The organism is Caulobacter sp. FV1ye13L, from assembly GCF_058681155.1.
The window spans coordinates 2451649-2469016 of the sequence record NZ_CM178732.1; the positions used below are offsets into that span (position 1 = coordinate 2451649).

General features: G+C 67.1%; 15 protein-coding genes. 8 read left to right on the forward strand and 7 right to left on the reverse strand.

Annotated features, from left to right (window positions below; translation table 11 throughout):
- Positions 1-127: 127 nt before the first annotated feature.
- On the reverse strand, positions 128-2719 hold the full coding sequence (gene pepN / locus ACW176_RS11760) for an aminopeptidase N (RefSeq protein WP_492109255.1): 2592 nt from the start codon (positions 2717-2719) through the stop codon (positions 128-130).
- A gap of 179 nt (positions 2720-2898) precedes the next feature.
- On the opposite strand from pepN, the gene ACW176_RS11765 reads away from it, so the two are divergent.
- Positions 2899-3552, forward strand: coding sequence for an OmpW/AlkL family protein (locus tag ACW176_RS11765; RefSeq protein ID WP_492109256.1), 654 nt, complete (start codon positions 2899-2901; stop codon positions 3550-3552).
- Positions 3553-3622: 70 nt separating this feature from the next.
- Positions 3623-4117 (forward strand): YkgJ family cysteine cluster protein, encoded by a 495-nt coding sequence (locus ACW176_RS11770; protein ID WP_492057845.1) that lies wholly within the window; start codon positions 3623-3625, stop codon positions 4115-4117.
- Here the strand turns inward: ACW176_RS11770 and ACW176_RS11775 are convergent.
- On the reverse strand, positions 4114-4677 hold the full coding sequence (locus tag ACW176_RS11775; RefSeq protein WP_492109257.1) for a hypothetical protein: 564 nt from the start codon (positions 4675-4677) through the stop codon (positions 4114-4116). The two genes, ACW176_RS11770 and ACW176_RS11775, sit on opposite strands and share 4 nt — an antisense overlap.
- Before the next feature lie 233 nt (positions 4678-4910).
- On the opposite strand from ACW176_RS11775, the gene ACW176_RS11780 reads away from it, so the two are divergent.
- The 6 genes from ACW176_RS11780 to ACW176_RS11805 all read left to right on the forward strand — a co-directional run bounded on the left by ACW176_RS11780 (position 4911) and on the right by ACW176_RS11805 (position 11230).
- Positions 4911-6026, forward strand: coding sequence for an acyl-CoA dehydrogenase family protein (locus tag ACW176_RS11780; protein ID WP_492057844.1), 1116 nt, complete (start codon positions 4911-4913; stop codon positions 6024-6026).
- 13 nt (positions 6027-6039) lie between these two features.
- A complete protein-coding gene (locus ACW176_RS11785; RefSeq protein ID WP_492109258.1) occupies positions 6040-7263 on the forward strand; it encodes an acyl-CoA dehydrogenase family protein in 1224 nt (407 codons plus the stop codon).
- A gap of 286 nt (positions 7264-7549) precedes the next feature.
- Entirely contained in the window at positions 7550-9061 is a 1512-nt protein-coding gene (locus tag ACW176_RS11790; RefSeq protein ID WP_492109259.1) for a tetratricopeptide repeat protein, read from the forward strand.
- On the forward strand, positions 9058-10464 hold the full coding sequence (locus tag ACW176_RS11795) for a hypothetical protein (RefSeq protein ID WP_492109260.1): 1407 nt from the start codon (positions 9058-9060) through the stop codon (positions 10462-10464). Before ACW176_RS11790 ends, ACW176_RS11795 begins: the two co-directional genes overlap by 4 nt.
- Entirely contained in the window at positions 10461-11078 is a 618-nt protein-coding gene (locus ACW176_RS11800; RefSeq protein ID WP_492109261.1) for a hypothetical protein, read from the forward strand. The genes ACW176_RS11795 and ACW176_RS11800 overlap by 4 nt, the downstream gene beginning before the upstream one ends.
- The gene (locus ACW176_RS11805) at positions 11072-11230 is read left to right on the forward strand and encodes a hypothetical protein (RefSeq protein WP_419317716.1); all 159 of its coding nucleotides are present in this window, start codon (positions 11072-11074) and stop codon (positions 11228-11230) included. The genes ACW176_RS11800 and ACW176_RS11805 overlap by 7 nt, the downstream gene beginning before the upstream one ends.
- A gap of 4 nt (positions 11231-11234) precedes the next feature.
- Here ACW176_RS11805 and ACW176_RS11810 read toward each other — a convergent pair whose 3' ends face one another.
- From ACW176_RS11810 to ACW176_RS11830, 5 genes are all read right to left on the reverse strand, one after another.
- Positions 11235-12728: an amidase gene (locus ACW176_RS11810; RefSeq protein ID WP_492109262.1), complete on the reverse strand. Its 1494-nt coding sequence runs from the start codon at positions 12726-12728 to the stop codon at positions 11235-11237.
- Between the two features lie 94 nt (positions 12729-12822).
- A complete protein-coding gene (locus ACW176_RS11815; RefSeq protein ID WP_492109263.1) occupies positions 12823-13605 on the reverse strand; it encodes a thioesterase family protein in 783 nt (260 codons plus the stop codon).
- A 65-nt stretch (positions 13606-13670) separates the two neighbouring features.
- On the reverse strand, positions 13671-13943 hold the full coding sequence (locus tag ACW176_RS11820) for a hypothetical protein (RefSeq protein ID WP_492057836.1): 273 nt from the start codon (positions 13941-13943) through the stop codon (positions 13671-13673).
- An 865-nt stretch (positions 13944-14808) separates the two neighbouring features.
- Positions 14809-15012: a hypothetical protein gene (locus ACW176_RS11825; RefSeq protein ID WP_492109264.1), complete on the reverse strand. Its 204-nt coding sequence runs from the start codon at positions 15010-15012 to the stop codon at positions 14809-14811.
- A 137-nt stretch (positions 15013-15149) separates the two neighbouring features.
- A complete protein-coding gene (locus ACW176_RS11830; protein WP_492109265.1) occupies positions 15150-17363 on the reverse strand; it encodes a S9 family peptidase in 2214 nt (737 codons plus the stop codon).
- Positions 17364-17368: the final 5 nt, after the last annotated feature.

Genomic DNA, 17368 nt, shown 5'->3' on the forward strand with positions numbered 1-17368 from the left:
GAGTCACTTCGCCACATCGGCTGAATCTACCGCACGCCAAAGGTCCCCGTCACGGCCGAACGGCCGATTTGGCGGGGTATGGGCCTAATGGTCGCAATTGATCCGTCTGCGACCGGGCGTGGCTTTGTCAGTCGAGCGCCTTGGCAGCCAGTTCCAGCACGTTCTTGGACAGGCCGGGATGGGCGGCGACGCCCTTGAGGGCCTCGCGCATCTGGGCGCCCAGGGCTTCCGGATAGCGCCGCCAGCTGCCCAGGGGCTCGACCAGTCGCGCCGCAGTCATCGGGTTGTAGGCGTCCACGGCCAGGATCTTTTCGGCCAGGAAGCGATAGCCCGCGCCGCTGGGATCGTGGAACCGCGACGGGTTGAAGTTGGCGAAGGTCGAGACCAGCGCCCGGAAGCGGTTGGGGTTGGTCGCGTCGAAATCGGCGTGCTTCGTCAGGGCAACGATGCGTTCCAGCACCTCGGGCGACGGATCGCGGGCCTGGACGGCGAACCACTTGTCCAGCACCAGCGGTTCGTCCTTCCATTTGGCGTGGAAGGCGGCGAGGGCCCGGTCGCGGGCCTCGCCGCCGATCTGGACCAGGGCCGACAGCGCGCCCATGGCGTCGGTCATGTTGGCGGCCGCCTCGAAGTGGCCGACAATGCGCTCGACGTTCACCGCATGTGGATCGGCCGCCAGTAGGTCGGCGCAGCCATTGCGCAGGGCTCGCTTGCCGGCGGACTGGGCGTCAGCCGAGAACTCGCCGGCGGTCTGCAGATCGCCATGCAGGCGCCGCAGCAGGTCGCCCAGATGCACGGCGATGCGGGCGCGCAGGGCGCTTCGCGCCGTGTGGATGGCCGCCGGATCGGCCGGTTCCATGGCCAGCGACAGGTCCGGCTCGCTGGGCAGGGCCAGCAGCAGCGCCTTGAAGGCCGGCTCTGAATGCTCGTCCAGCAGGGCGCGGCCCAGGGCGTCGGCATAGCGCTCTTCGCCGACCTCATCGGGCGCGCCGCCGGCGCGGGCCAGGATCAGGTCGCGGGCCAGGGTCTGGCCGGCCTCCCAGCGGTTGAAGAGATCCGGGTCGGCGGCGAACAGCCCATAGCGATCGACCGACCGGGCGTCGGTGGTCAGGTTCACCGGGGCCGAGAAGCCGCGCAGGGCCGAGATCACGGGCGGGGAGGCGACACCTTCCCAGCGGACGGTCTTTGTCGCGCCATCCAGCACCACGACCTCGCTGTCGCGCAGCGCCGCGCCGTCAGAATCGAGCAGGCCGATGGTGACCGGGATCGGCAGGGGCTTCTTGGTGGGCTGGCCGGGCGTCGGGGCGGTGAACTGGGTGAGCGTGATCTCCAGGGCCCTGGAGTCCTCGTGATACGCGCTGACCAGCGACACGCTGGGCGTGCCGGCCTGCTCATACCAGGCGAAGAAGTTGCTCAGGTCGCGTCCTGAGGCGTCGGCGAAACAGGCGATGAAGGCCTCGACCGTGGTCGCCTGGCCGTCATGGCGCTCGAAATAGAGGTCGCTGCCCTTCCTGAACGCCTCGGCGCCCAGCAGGGTCTTGAGCATGCGGATGATCTCCGCGCCCTTCTCATAGATCGTTGCGGTGTAGAAGTTGTCGATCTTCATGTAGCTGGACGGCCGCACCGGGTGGGCCAGGGGGCCGGCGTCCTCGGCGAACTGGCGCGCGCGCAGGGCCTTGACGTCCTTGATCCGCTGCACCGCCGCGCCGCGCTGATCAGCGCTGAAGCTCTGGTCGCGGAAGACCGTGAAGCCCTCCTTCAGGCACAGCTGGAACCAGTCGCGGCAGGTGATGCGGTTGCCGGTCCAGTTGTGGAAATACTCGTGGGCCACGACCGCCTCGATGCGCTCGTAGTCGGCGTCGGTGGCGGTTTCGGGATCGGCCAGCAGCAGGGAGCTGTTGAAGATGTTCAGCCCCTTGTTCTCCATCGCCCCGAAATTGAAGTCGCGCACGGCGACGATCATGAACAGGTCCAGATCGTATTCACGGCCGAACGCGTCCTCGTCCCACTTCATCGAGCGCTTGAGGCTGTCCATCGCATAGGCGCCGCGCGGCGCCTGGCCCGGATCAACATAGACTCGCAGGGCGATGGTCCGACCGCTCATGGTGACGAAGCTGTCCTCCAGCACGTCCAGCTCGCCGGCCACCAGGGCGAACAGATAGGCGGGCTTGGGGAAGGGGTCGTTCCAGACGGCGTAGTGGCGGCCGTCATCCAGCTCGCCGCCTTCCCACAGATTGCCGTTGCTCAGCAGGTAGCCGAACGCCTCATCGGCCTCGATCCGCACCGTGTAGCGGGAGAGCACGTCCGGGCGATCGGGGAAGTAGGTGATGGTGCGGAAGCCTTCGGCCTCGCACTGGGTGCAGAAACGACCACCTGACATATAGAGACCCATCAGCGCCTTGTTGGCGGCGGGATCGATCTCGACCTCGGTCGTCAGCACAAAGGCGTCGGGCACATCGGCCAGGGTGAGGAACTCGGCGTCCAGCCCGTAGTCCGACGCGCTCAGGTCGCGCCCGTCGATCGCCGCCAAGATCAGTTTCAGCCGCTCACCGTTGAGGACCAGCGGCTCACCCGCATCGCCCGTGCGCCTGATTTTCAGCGTGGCCAGGACCCGCGTGGCCGAGGGCTCAAGCTTGAAGACAAGCTCGGTCTCTTCGATCTCGAACGGAAAGGGGCGGTAGTCGGCGAGCCGGATGGCCTGGGGCGTTTCTGTGCGCATGCGGGCAATCTAGAGGTCCGCGGCGGCCGGCGCGAGAGCCCTTAAGTAATAAGGTCCGGGCGAAAGGCCACATTTTCCGTACGGACTTGTTCCTGATCAAAGAATGCGCGCTCAACTGGGCGCAATCCCCTTTTCGGGCGCCCCCAATGCAGCGCCCGGTTCGAAATAAGGGGATAAAGATGACTATCGCGACCCGCCTGGCCCTGACCTGCGTCGCCAGCCTCCTGGCCGTTTCCGCCGCTCAGGCTCAAGAGGCCGTCAAGCCGAAGGCCAAGGGTGATCTGGTTCTGAACGTCCGCGTCACCGATGTAGCGCCCGACGCCGGCAACTCGATCCTCACCGCTGCGGGCGCCGCCACGGGCCTGAAGGCAGAGGTCAATGACGACATCAAGCCGACCATCGGCCTGTCCTATTTCCTGAGCGACAAGCTCGCCGTCGAGGTGATCGCCGGCACGACCCAGCACACGGTCAAGGCCGTGGGCGGCGCCACGAACGTCGAGGTTCACAAGACCTGGGTCCTGCCGCCCGTCGTCTCGCTGCAATATCACCCGTTCCCGGCGGCGAAGTTCAGCCCCTATGTCGGCGCGGGCCTGAACTACATGCTGTTCTACAGCAGCAAGGACAAGAACGGCTTCAAGGTGAAGCTGGACGACGGCTTCGGCTATGCCCTGCAGGTCGGCGCCGACGTGCCGCTGAACGCGCGCTACAACCTGAACATCGACGTCAAGAAGGTGTGGTTCGAGACCGACGCCTCGATCAATGGCGGCGCCTTGAAGTCCAAGGTCAAGCTGGACCCGATCGTGGCTTCGGTCGGGGTCGGCTACCGCTTCTGATCTGTCGCCTTGCATGTCTCCGCTCGACGACTAAACCCTGCGAGGGGTGCAGTCGCGGGCGGGGATGAGCATGGCTGAGCGGGAATGCGGCGCGTGCGGCCAATGCTGCAAGCTGATCGGCGTGCGCGAGCTCGACAAGGCGCCGCACGTCTGGTGCCGCTACTACCGTCGCGGCAAGGGCTGTGAGGTCTATCAGGTCCGGCCGGCCGGCTGCGGTGAGTTTGCCTGTGACTGGCTGTTGGACACACGTCTGGGCGATGACTGGCGACCAGACCGCAGCGGGTTTGTGCTGCATGCGGGCGAGGGCGGGCGGGTCGTCAATGTCGAGCTCGACCCGGCCCAGCCCAACGCTTGGCGGCGCGCGCCGTTCGAGGCCGTGCTGCGCGGCTGGGCCAGGGAAGGTGCGGCCGAAGGCATGGATGTGCTGATCTGGATCGGGCGGCGCTGCCTACGTCTTTTGCCAGGCGGCGGCGAGATCGATCTGGGCGTCGTGCGTCCGGCTATCGAATTCACAGCCCACGATCGACTGCGGCGTCCCGGCTCCGGCCGGGACTGGCCGGCCTAGTTTTCGATATTGCTCACGGCCTCTGCGGCGGCCGGAACCTCGTGCAGATAACGCTCGATGGCTGACGCCTGGTGGGCCAGAGCGGCCAGGGCGGGCGGCGCATCCTCGGGATGGTCGGCGACCAGTTCCAGGATCTGACGGGCGATGGCGTGCAGGCGCGGGGCGCTGGCGATCAGCCGCGCCTGATATTCGATCTTGCGCGGATCGCGGTCATACTCCGCGCCCGGCGTCCGCCACCCGCCCCAGTCGTTGGGATCGGTGACCACCACCGGATAGGTGCCGGGATAGGGGTGGTGGGGGCAGTCGCTTTCCTGCTGCCACTTGTTGCGGGCCCGCAGCACCCGCCAATGGGCGACCATGCCGGCGCCCTCGGCGTCGATCTTTTCCTCGGGCTTGAGCTCATGGGCGTGAAATTCGCGGCCCAGACCGACGTCATAGGTGACCCGCACGGGCTCGTCGAAGCCCTTGGCCCAGATCGGTACGATGCGCTCGATCGTCGCCCACGCGCCGACGCTGTCGACCCAAACCTTCTGGTTGCGCTGATAGACGGTCTTGGCCATGGCCCCTTGGACGCGACGTGAACTGGACGATCGTCATAAGAACCTGAAATCCTTGACGCCGGGTCAATCTTTCCCTGCGGTGAAAGGTCAGTCAGGGTGTTTCCAGAGACGGGCCAATCGTAGAGTTCCGTCGTGGGCGTGACAGCCGAAAGTGGATGCCGGTTTCGGCGACGGTCACGCACACAGTGATAACAACGAGCCTGCCCACAGGGCAGGCTCCTGGGAGGCGACCGGTGGATTTCGACTTTTCCGACGACCAGAAGTTCCTGAAGGACGAGGCGCGCAAGTTCCTCGACGGGCGCTGTGGCCCCGCTGTCGTGCGCGGCGTTCTGGATGACGCCAGCCGCTCGTTCGACCAGGACCTGTGGACCGCTGTCGCCGAGCAGGGCTGGCTGGGCGCCTGCATCCCCGAGGAGTTCAACGGCCTGGGCCTTGGCCGGGTCGAGCTGTGCGCCATCGCCGAGGAACTGGGCCGCGCTGTCGCGCCGATCCCGTTCGCCTCGACGGTCTATTTCCTGGCCGAGGGCGTGATGCTGGCCGGTAGCGACGCTCAGAAGGCCGCCGTCCTGCCGCGCATCGCCGCCGGCGAGCTGATCGGTTGCCTGGCGACCTCGGAAGGTCCGGGCGTGGTCAATGCTTCGAACCTGGCCTGCCGGGTCGAGGGCGGCAAGCTGACGGGCGTGAAGATCCCGGTCACCGACGGCGACGTGGCCGACATGGCTCTGGTCCTGGCCAGCGAGGGCGGCAAGCCGGGCCTGTTCCTGGTCGACCTCAAGGCCAAGGGCGTCGTGCGCGAAACCCTCAAGAGCCTCGACCCGACGCGCGGCGTGGCCAAGCTGACCTTTGACGGTGTGACGGCTGAGCGTTTGGGCGAGGCGGGCGCTGGTTTCGAACTGGTGCAGGCGATCATGGACCGCGCCGCCGTGCTGCTGGCTTTCGAACAGCTGGGCGGCGCTGACCGGTGCCTGGAGATGGCCAAGGAGTATGCGCTGGGCCGATACGCTTTTGGCCGCGTCATCGCCGGCTACCAGGCGATCAAGCACAAGCTGGCCGACATGTATGTCAAGAACGAGGTCGCCCGCTCCAACGCCTATTACGGGGCCTGGGCGCTGACCGTCGATGCGCCAGAGCTGCCGATCGCGGCCTCTGCGGCCCGCATCGCGGCGTCTGACGCCTATTGGTTCGCCAGCAAGGAAAGCATCCAGGTGCACGGCGGCATGGGCTTCACCTGGGATGTCGACTGCCACCTCTATTATCGGCGCTCGCGCCAGCTCAGCCTCGTGGCCGGTGCGCCGCGGGTCTGGAAAGAGCGGCTGGTCAGCCAGCTCGAACAAAAGAACGCGGCGTAAGGGAAAGACGATCATGGATTTCAACGATTCACCCGAAGAAGCCGCCTATCGCGAGAGGGCCCGCGCCTGGCTGGTTGAGAACGCCGCCGCGCACCGCGCGCAGTTTGGCGAGCTGAAGCCCAACACCGACCAGCACATGGTCGCCGCCAAGGCCTGGCAGGCCCGCAAGGCTTCCGGCGGCTATGCCTGCATCACCTGGCCGGCCGCCATCGGCGGGGGCGGCGGTACGCCGATCCAGTCGGTGATCTTTGGCCAGGAAGAGACCAAGGCTGGCCTCAGCTACGGCTATTTCACCATCGGCCTGGGCATGTGCGTGCCCACGGTGATGGCCTTCTCAAACACTGAGACCAAGCAGCGCTTCGTCAGCCCCGCCGTGAAAGGCGAGGAGATCTGGTGCCAGCTGTTCTCCGAACCGGCCGGCGGTTCCGACGTCGCCGCCCTGCGGACCCGCGCCATCAAGGACGGCGACGAGTGGGTCATCAACGGCCAGAAGGTCTGGACCACCGGCGCCCACTATTGCGACTACGGCATCCTGCTGACCCGGACCGATCCCGACGTGCCCAAGCACAAGGGCCTGACCATGTTCTGGATCGACATGAAGGACGCCGCCGTCGAATGCCGGCCGATCCATCAGATGTCGGGCGGGCGCGAGTTCAACGAGGTCTATTTCACCGACCTGCGGGTCAAGGACAGCCAGCGTCTGGGCGAGGTCGGCGAGGGCTGGAAGGTGGCCCTGGTCACCCTGATGAACGAGCGCCTGGCCGTCGGCGGTTCGTCTGGCCCCAACTATCGCGAGATCATGGCGCTGGCGCGGGAACTGACCGGCGCCACCGGCCCGGCGATCAAGGACAACGCCTTCCGCGAAAAGCTGGCCGACTGGTACGTGCAGTCGGAAGGTCTGAAGTTCACCCGCTTCCGCACCATGACCGCCCTGTCGCGCGGCCAGACGCCGGGACCGGAAAGCTCGATCGGCAAGATCATCGCCGCAAACCAGATGCAGGACCTGGCCAATACCGCCGTCGAGATGGAAGACCAGTACGGCATCCTGATTGACCCGGATCAGGCCCCGGCCGAGGCGGCGTTCCAGCAGAGCCTGATGTGGGCCCCCGGCCTGCGGATCGCCGGCGGCACCGACGAGATCCTCAAGAACATTATCGCCGAGCGGGTGCTGGGCCTGCCGGGCGATGTGCGCGTCGACAAGGACGTGGCGTTCAAGGACATGCCGACGGGCCGCTAGTCCTATTCAGGTCTGATCCGGGTCTGGCCGCGCTCGAAAACCGGGCGCGGCCAGCCTGATTCAGGGCATGATCAAATTCGCTTCGCGGTTGCGTCCGTCATGGTTTCGCAATCTTGCCCCGCGTCGAATCTCGCCCGTGTTTGCTGAATTCCCCTGAGGCGCGAGTCCTTGCGCGGACGTGTCAACACGCCGCTAGGCGAACGCTGTTGCTTCACCTTGACAGCCTGCGACACCGGGCACATGAGTCCTTGATGGTTATGGTTAACGGCGTGCTGGAGGGGGAGTGATGCACGAAGCCAGCGATGCTGTTTCGCGCTATTCCGCGCTCCGAATGACCCTGTTTGGGGCGGTTTCCCGGCGAGGCGCCCTGCTGCGCCGCGTTCCGATCGGGGCGCTGGTCGCCGCCGTAGTGATTCCCTTGGTGGGCTGCGACGTAGGCCCCAACCTCTGGCTCCAGAGAAAGGCCAGCGCCTGTCCGCGTCCGCAGGCCGCCCAGGGCGTCTCCGGGCAGTTCAATCAGCAGCAGCAAGAAATCCGGGCGCTTCGCCAGGGTGGCTTCCGCGGCGACTTCTTCGCCCAGCTGGAACTGGCCCGCCGCTACGAAGGTCAACGCTCGGTCGACAAGAACCTCGAGGATCAGGTCGAGGCTGCGGTGTGGTACGCCATGGCCCTGTCCAACGCTGGCGGCTACGCACCGATCGCGGCCTATGAGCGTCGCGGCAAGGGCGAGGGGCGGGCCCTGTCGCGCTTCGACGACTGCCGCGCCTTCGAGCGCCAGAGCGCCTATGGCGCGCTGGATCGGCTGCTGGCGCGCATGTCGACCGAAGAGCGCGAGAAGGTCCGCAACCGCGTGATCTACGTGCTCTCCAGCCAGGGCGCTGATGGCTATCGCGTGCTGGCCCGCATCCATGACGGCTTCTTCGGCCCGTATGGCGAGCCGTCCGACAATCTTCAGGCCGTCGAGGCCTATGGCAGCCAGAAGCGCGCCGGCACGCCGGCCGCGCTGGACCTGTTCCGCCGCAACGACGTCGACGCCTATCTCTACAATTACCTGGCGGTGCAGACGGGCGACGTCTCGGCCTATGTCATGCTCAAGGACTTCGAGCGCTCCTCGCCGCAGCGGGCCTCGTATGGCGCCTTCGTCGAGACCAAGGCCAAGCGCTGGATCCCGCCCTACGAGTTCTACCCGCCCGAATCCCCGGAATCGGGCGTGCCCCATTCTGACGAGTCCGACCAGTCGGGCGAATCCAGGGAAGCCGCCCAGACACGCCTGCACGAGCTTCCTTTCGTCCATATCGGCGAGGCCCTGGCCTATCTGCGGGTGATCCCGTCACCGGTGCTCGACGAGAAACTGCTGGCGTCAGGCGACGCCCAGACCTTCCAGGCGATGATCGGCCGTCCGATCACCGGCCGATTGAGCGCCATCGAGAAGGTGCGGGCGGTGCAGTACGCCGCCGTCAACGGATCATCCAAAGCCCAGCTCGTCCTGGCCGTGATGTATTCCGAGGGCGTGGGCGTGCCCCGCGACTATGCCCGCGCCTATCACTGGTACGAGGAAGCCGAACGCCAGGGCTCGGCCGAGGCCAAGTACGCCATGTCGACCTTCTTCTCGCTGGGACTGCAGGGCGTGGCCGATCAGGATCGCGCCAGGGCCGTGGTCTATCAGCTGGACGGCGCCCTGGCCGGCTTCAAGCCTTCGGTCTGGCGCTTGCAACAGTTGCTGGCCCAGGTCTCGCGTCCGCCCAGACCCGCCGCCGAGCGCGGTGGTCGGCCCTACATCGAAAGGGACTATCGATGAGCCGCCTGAGCCGCTTCCTGGCCCTCGTGGCCGTGCTGTCGCTGGGCCTCGCCGCCGCGCCCGCCGTGGCGCTGGCCTCGCCCGACGCCAAGGTCGACCAGCAGATCCGCCCGTGCTTTGGCCTGCTGCTGGAGCCCAACCTGTCGCGGGGCTGCAAGACCAGCTATCGCCCCAAGGTCAAGCCGTGCCCGCGCGGCAGCTACCGCGTTCGCGGTCGCTGCGAGGTCGCCAGTGGCGGTCGCCCCGGCTATGTGCAGCGCGAGATCAACTGCGATTACGCCTATCCGGGCCAGGTCAATGACACGCTGGCGCGTCTCTATGACGGCGACTATCTGACCCTGACCTCGACCCAGGGCCGGGCCTGCGTCGAGTCGCTGAACATCACCCAGTCGGTCACCATCCTAGTGCGTGACTACACGCCGTCTCGCGACGCGCCGATCCTGGTGGCCCCGTCCGGCCAGCCCTGCATCCGTATCGCACCGGGCGTGCAGTATGTGGTGCTGGAAGGTCTGGGCATCGAGGCCGTTCGCGCCGGTCAGGCCTCGTGCATCACCGGCCGCGCCACCGAACTGGCCCTGAAGGGCGTGACCATCCGCTACAGCGGCGACGGTTCGGCGATGGACGTGCAGGACAGCCGTATCGAGCTGCAGAACACCGTCTTCGTCGGCCGCACCCGCCAGCCGGTGGTCAAGGCCACGGGCGAGATCATGGCGTCCAATGTCGAGATCGCCGCCGCCGCTATCGGCGCGGCCTTCGAGACCTCGGGCGACAGCCGCATGCGGGATATCCGCATCACCCGGCTTGGCGACTGGACCGGCTCGTCGCGAACCCGCAACTCGGCCGGCTTCGTGATCGCTGGTATGAACCGCCAGCAACTGGTGAAGATCGAAGGCCTGTACGTCGACGGCTTCTCGCGCGGCGTCTATGTGGGCGGCGGCGATGAGACCACGCTGCTCAATCCCGTGGTTCGCGAAAGCGACTGGGCGGTGGTGCTTGAGAACGCCAACCTGCAGATTCGCGGCGGCGACCTTGAGGCCACGGACGTGGGCATCTATGCCGCCTCCGGCATCGTGTTCGCCTCCAACAACCGCATCCACCGCGTCATGCGCTCGGGCATCTATGCCGACGCCGGCGGTCAGGTCCGGTCGGTCGACAACCGCGTCTTTGCCCGTCCCGGCGGCTGCGAGGCCCTGGTCAAGGGCCACTTCAACGGCGAACTGACCTGTCGTCCCTGGTTCGAGGCGCCGGAGGTCTTCCGCTCGCCGCGCGATCAGGCCCGCCTCGACTTCGACTCGTACTGGCCCGCCCCGACCGTTCTGCCGGCCTCGGCGGCCTCGGCTCCGCCACAGCTGTCTGATGACGCTCTGGCGGGCGGATCTCAATCAGGGGGAGCCCCCAAGTGAGCAAGTTCGTCCACGTCTTCGCCGTCGCCCTGACGGTCGCCGCCTCGCTGGGCGCGGTCCAGGCCCAGGCCCAGAGCGGTCGCGGACCCGGCGGCGGTCGCTCCGCCGCCTGCGGCGAACCCCTGACCGGGAAGGCGCCGGATATCATGACCTATGACAGCGCGACCGGCACCCAGGTGTTTGTCGGCGGCGGTCGCGGCGGCGATACCGAGGTCTCGGCCTATAATGCCCAGACCCGCTCGGCGGCGGCCCTGAACGGCGATCTCAGCCGGCCCGGTCTGGTTTCATCCTGCGCGGTCGACGGCTTCACCCGCGAGTCGTACGGCGTCACGCCCGACGGCAAGGGCAAGATCTCGGTGAGCGGTCGCGACGAGCGCGGTGAGCGCTGGGCCTTCACCCGCGCCGATGGCCAGGTCGAGGTCTGGGATCCTCGCGGTGACAATCATTGCTTCAAGTCCGGCCTGGGCATCTTCACCCCCAACGGCAATCTGGGTCTGGCCGTGGCCAGCCCCCCTGGCGCACTGGGTCTGGGCGTGGCGCTCGGCGATCGCTTTGGCGGCGTCGGCGTCGGCGGCAACCGCAACTTCGCCGGCGTGGGCCTGGTGGGATGCTGAAGTCAGGCCTGATCCTGGCCCTGACGGCGGCGGCCCTTTGCGGCTGCGCGCAGCCGCAAAAGCCGTTCGGACCGCCAGCCCCTCATTCGCCGTCGCCGGACCGGGTCACCCCGCCGCCGCCGCCGATCGACGTGATCCGGCCCCGGGTCTGAAGCCTTACGGCGCGATCGTCTTCAGGAAGGTCGGGGCCTTGCGCTTCATCGTGGCCTGCTCATAGGCGTAGCCCAGGTTCAGCAGCAGCTTCTCGCTCCAGGCCGGGCCGATGAACGACAGCCCCACCGGCAGGCCGGTGACCTGGCCCATCGGCACGGTCAGGTGCGGATAGCCGGCCACGGCGGGCAGGGTGGTCGACGAGCCGCCATAGTTGTCGCCGTTCAGCGGATCGATGGTCCAGGCCGGGCCGGTGGTCGGGGCCACAATGGCGACGGCGCCGGCCTCCTTGAGGATCCTGTCGATGCCCTCGGGACCGGCCAGCCGCTTGGAATCCGCCAGGGCCTTGATGTAGTCGGGATCGCTGTAGCCCTTGGTCTTTTCGGCCTTCTCGAAGCTCTCCTGGCCGAACCATTCGAACTCGTGGGGCGTCGCCTTGTTGAAGGCGATCAGGTCGGCCAGCGTGCGGCTGGGGACCTTCTTCGGATCGGTCGAGGCCAGATAGGCGGCCAGGTCGACCTTCAGCTCGGTATAGAGCACCACGCCCTCAGCCATGCCGATCGGGCCTTCATCGAAGTCCTTGACCTCGACCAGGGTCGCGCCCTGGGCCTTCAGGTCGGCCAGGGCCTGCTCGAAGACCGCGTCGGTCTTGGGCGAATAGCCGGTGTAGAACCGCGCCACGGCCAGGGTGACGCCCTTCAGGGCGTCTTTCGACAGGCCTTTGGCATAGTCGGTCTTGTGGCTGTCGGCGGCCTTGGTCGCGACGTCGGCGGGATCAGAGCCGGCGATGGCGGTCAGGATCCTGGCGGCGTCCTCGACCGTCGTGGTCATCGGGCCGGCCGTGTCCTGGCTGTGGCTGATCGGCACGATGTGGGTGCGCGACACCAGGCCGACGGTGGGTTTGAGGCCCACCAGGCCGTTGATCGCGGCGGGGCAGGTGATCGAGCCGTCGGTCTCGGTGCCGATGGCCGCCCAGGCCAGACCGGCCGCGACAGCCGCGCCCGAGCCGCTGGACGAGCCGCAGGCGCTGCGGTCCAGCACATAGGGGTTGCGCACCGTGCCGCCCACGGCGCTCCAGCCGCTGATCGAGTTGTTCGAGCGGATATTGGCCCATTCCGACAGGTTGGCCTTGCCCAGGATCACCGCCCCGGAATCCCGCAGACCCTTGACCAGCGGCGCGTCGCGGCCGGTGACATTGTCCTTGAGGGCCAGGGAGCCGGCGGTGGTGGCCAGCGGTTCGGCGGATTCGATATTGTCCTTCAGCAGGATCGGCAGGCCGTGGATGGCGGAGCGAACCTTGCCGGCCTTGCGTTCGGCGTCGCGGGCCCTGGCGTCGGCAAGGGCGGCGGGGTTCACGGCGATCACCGCGTGGAGGATGTCGTTCTTCGCCTTGATCTGGTCCAGGTAAGCCCTGGTCGCCTCTTCCGAGGTTTGAGCGGCAGCGCTGGTGGCCAGCAGGGCGGCGACGGCCGCTCCGGCCAGGAAGGCGATCTTGGTCATGCGAGTATCCTCACGCGGGCCGACATCACAGCGCGGCCGAACGGGGCGGAGGATGAGGGTAAAACCCTGTCGCCGCCAAGCCTATCCTTCGTGGTCAGACGAAGACGGCCACGTTCTGCCGTGCGGCGATCAGCGGGCGACCGCTGCCGTCCCACAGCATCATGCCCTGAGTGGAATAGCCGTCGCCGATGGTCTCGGCCGTGCTGCGCAGCAGCCGCCAGCCGTCGTCGTCTTCGGCCGGCAGGTCCACAACGTCGAGCGACCAGGTCATGGTCGAGATCGGGCCAAACTTCGGGAACAGGGCCATGGCGGGTGGCGGCGGCGTATCGGCCAGGGCGACCAGCGCCGAGAGCGAGTGCGCGGCCGGATCGCGGTGGCGGATCCAGAGCAGATATTCCGGCGGCTGGCCTGACAGGGGGCGGGTCCCGCCGGCCAACTTGACCTCGAACTGGCCCGAAAAGCCCGGGCCCGAGCCCGGTGGAAAGAAGAACTCGCAATCGGCGGGCGGGGCGACCACAGGGCAGGGCAGGTCGCTATAGGCCACCAGCGACTCCCGCGCCGCGCCGAAGGTCAGGATGGCGCGGGTGGCCAGGCCCTGCTCGCCCAGCAGATCGACGCCGACGAACAGGGTCGACTTGCCCTGGCGCAGCACTGTCGTCTCGATGGCCAGTTCTCCGGCCGCCGGTCCGATGAAGGCGAACTGGCCCGAGCGCAGGGGCGGGGCCTCGGGCAGGGTCCGCAGGGCCGCTTCCAGGCACAGGGCCGCCGACAGTCCGCCATAGGTGGTGCGGCCCTGTTTCCAGTCGTCGGTGACATGCGCAGCGTGGCCCGAGGCCGTCGTGGTGATGCCGGCGATAAGGTCGGTATAGGTGGTCACGCGAAGATTCCCTGGAGCTTTGCCCGAGGTTCGTTTTCTTTCGCTACGGAAGTCAAGGGCAGGCCTCAGCCGCCGGTCGAATCCACGATGATGGCCACGGTCTTGCCGCGCGACAGCGGATCCCATCCCGCCACGATGGCCGAGGCGATGGCCTTGGCCACCAGTTCCGGGGCGACCTGCGAGGGCTTCAGCAGCGGCGCGCCGTAACGGGGCTGAGGGCCGGGCGGAAACTCGATCACGGCTTCGCGCTGACCTTCCTTGTGACGCACGGCGATCGCCATGCCATGCCGCTCGGGGGCGTCGCTGGACCAGCCGGGCTGGCGATGAAGCCGCCACATGTAGGGGTCCCCCGCGACCTCGATTTCAAACTCAGGGCTTAGTTTTGTGCGCGCCATGCAAGGGTGTTAGCCCGTCACGCGCCCTCAGACCACCCCGACCCGCTTCGCCAGCCGCTATCGGCCCCCCGTGGCCAAGGCCAGGGCGCAAGCTCGCGACCTCGCGCGGGAAACCGCCGAGTGGGTGGGAAGGGTCGCGGAGCGTCCGGGCCTCGCCCGGATGAGGGAGTAGATTGATACCGTTTCGACGAAGACAGACGCTCCGCGCAGCCGTTATCCGGTGAGCCCTCGGGGCGCGGGGTTTTAACCCGCTTCCGACGTTAGGCCCCCGACGGGTGGAGGGGCGGCTAACCCCGTCCAGACCGCATGGGCGATTTCAGCCCATGCCTGTTGCGACATCGCCGCTCGCATCCTCGGGTCGATGTCGGCGGCGAACGGTCAGGGTGGGCCAGGCCACCTTGGCGACGAGGGTCACCCCTTAAGACCGTTGGCCAGCCAACACCCGCTGACGCTTGCGGCGAGCGCTTCCCGCTCGACCACACCCCAAGGCCCATCAGGTCGCCGGCCGACGTCCCTTCCCTTGCCTTGAGGTGAGATCGATTATGCAGGCGGTTTCAGCGCGTCTGACAGGCGCGATCAACTATTTTGCAAGCCGTTGATCCGGCTGGGATTTGTTTCGAAAAGAACGGGGATTGGGCGCGGTTTGTCCCCGTCCTTTTCCTAAATCTCGCCATCCCGGGGCTTGTCCCCGGGACCCATTTGTCCGCCGCAAGGGCGGAGCAGGCCCCGATGCTCACGTGGAAGCTGAATCATGGGTCCCGGGGACAAGCCCCGGGATGACGGATAGTGGGATTGATGTCCGGTCGTTTCAGTGGACCGTGGCCGACGCGCTCATCCAGGCGCCCAGGGAGCGGGCCTGGCGGGTGGCCAGTTCGTCTTCCAGCGAGATTTCCTCAAGCGAGATGGCCGCCAGCAGCCAGTCCTCGAGATCGGACTCAGAGGCGCTACCGTGCTCCAGGGCGTCCTTGAGCGCGTGGATCAGCCATTCGACGGCGTCATCGGTCTTGAACATCAGGCGTCCTCGATCAGTCCTGATCAGGATAGGCGGCGCCTGGTGATTTGAGGCTGTGACAAAAAGTCAGTCCGGGCGGGCGTTTTGACGCAGCTTCCGTTCGCGGCGCGGCGCCGCGAACGGATCCGATAGAGGCCTTACTGCCCCTTCAGCTTGCGGCCGAAGAACTCCAGATGCGTCTTGAGCACGCTGAGGCCCTTGGTCTTGCTGCCCGGCGCGCTGTGGCGCTCGCCGGGATAGAGGGCCATTTCGAAGGGGATGGCCTTTTTCTGCAGGGCCGCGATCAGGCGGGTGCTGTTTTCGAAGATGACATTGTCATCGGCCATGCCGTGCAGCAGCAGCAGGCTGCCGGGCTTCATCCTGTCCAGACGGGTGAGGATATCGGACCGCGCATAGCCGTCCTTGTTCTCCTCAGGCTTGCCCATGTAGCGCTCGGTATAGGCGGTGTCGTACAGGCCCCACTCGGTGGGCGGCGCGCCGCCGGCCCCGGCCTTGAAGGGGCTGTCGTCGGCGGTCAGCATCATCAGGGTCATGAAGCCGCCATACGACCAGCCGACCACGCCCAGCTTCTCGGCGTCGACATAGGGCAGGGTTTTCAGATAGTTGGCGCCGACCAGCTGATCGTCGACCTCCACGGTGCCCATGCGGCGATCCAGGGCTCGCGCGAACCTGGCCGAGCGGTTGGCGGTGCCACGGTTGTCGAGCCGGAAGACGAGGTAGCCGGCTTCGAGATAGGTGCGTTCCGACGGGCTCTGCCAGATCTTCCGGACATTCTGGGCGTGCGGGCCGCCATAGACGGCGACGATGGCAGGGTACTTTTTCGACGGGTCGAAATCGGCCGGCTTCAGCAGGGCGTAGTGCAGGGCCTCGCCGTCGGCAGCCTTCAGGGTTCCGTATTCCGGCGTGGTCAGGGTCGAGGCATAGGGCCAGTACGGATGGCCCTCGGCCAGCCGGTTTTCCTCGATCCAGCGCACGCGCTTGCCGTCGGGCGCATAGAGCGCGGTCTGGGGCGGGGTCTTGGGATCGGTGTAGGTGCCGGCAAAGGCGCCGTTGGGCGCCACCTTGGCCGTCCACCAGCCGCCGGCCGGGGTCAGGGCCTTGGGCTTTCCGGGTTTGGCGTAGGAGACCTCATAGAGGCGGCGCTCGATCGGCGTGTCGATGGAGGCCCCGAAGATCACCACCTTGCGGGCCTCATCTACGCCCTCGACCCGGTTCATGGGCCAGTCGCCCCTGGTGATCTGGGCGATCAGCTTGCCGTCGGCGGCGTGGCGATAGAGGTGGTTGAAGCCCGACTTTTCCGACGACCACAGGAAGGTGCCATCGCTGAGGGGCCGGAAGTCTTCGTGCACTTCGATGAAGTGGCGGTCGGTCTCGATCAGGACGGTCTTGCCCTGACCCGTGGCCGGGTCGAAGGCGATGATGTCCAGGGTCTTCTGGTCGCGCGACAGGCGCTGGACATAGACGGTCTTGCCATTGGCCGACCAGTCGACGCGGGCGACATAGATGTCCTTGTTCGCGCCCAGATCCAGCTGCACGTCCTGGCCGGTGGCCAGGTTGCGCACGAACAGGTCGACCACGGCGTTGGGACGGCCGGCGCGGGGATAGCGCTGCAGAACGACGGTGGCGCCGCCGGGGCCGATATCGGCGCGGGGCACGATGTCGACGCCGCTTTCATCGACGCGGGCATAGGCGATGTGGCCTTCGCTGGGCGACCACCAGTAGCCGCTGAAGCGGTCCAGCTCTTCCTGGGCGATGAACTCGGCGACGCCGAACGACACGGCGTCCTTGCCCTCGGTGGTCAGGGCCTTTTCGGCCCCGCCATTGACCGGCTTCAGATAGAGGTTCTGGTCGCGGACATACGAGACAAAGCCGCCCAGAGGCGAGACCTTGGCGTCGACCTCGTCGCCCGGGGTTTCGGTCAGCCGGCTGACCTTGCCGTCGGCGACGCTGTCCAGATAGAGGTCGCCGTCCAGTGGCACCAGGATGAAGCGGCCCTGGCTGTCCCAGCTGTATTCAACGATGCCGCGCGACGAGACGCGGGCCCGTTCGCGGCGGGCCTTTTCGGCCTCTGACAGTTCCTTGGCGCCCGACGACAGGGTGGCGGAGTCGATCAGGCGATAGGGTTCTCCGCCGGCCACGTCGGCCGCCCACAGGTCCTGGACATTGGCGGCCTCGGCCTTGGCCTTCAGATAGGTGACGCGCTTGCCGTCCGGCGACAGGGCCACGCCCTTGGCGATGGGGCCCGTCAGGCTGGGATCGGCGAAGATGCGTTCGGGGGTCAGCTTTTCCGCCAGCACGGGCGAAGTCAGGGCGAGGCACGCCGCGAGGGCGGTAAGCGAGGGTCTGATCATGGCGC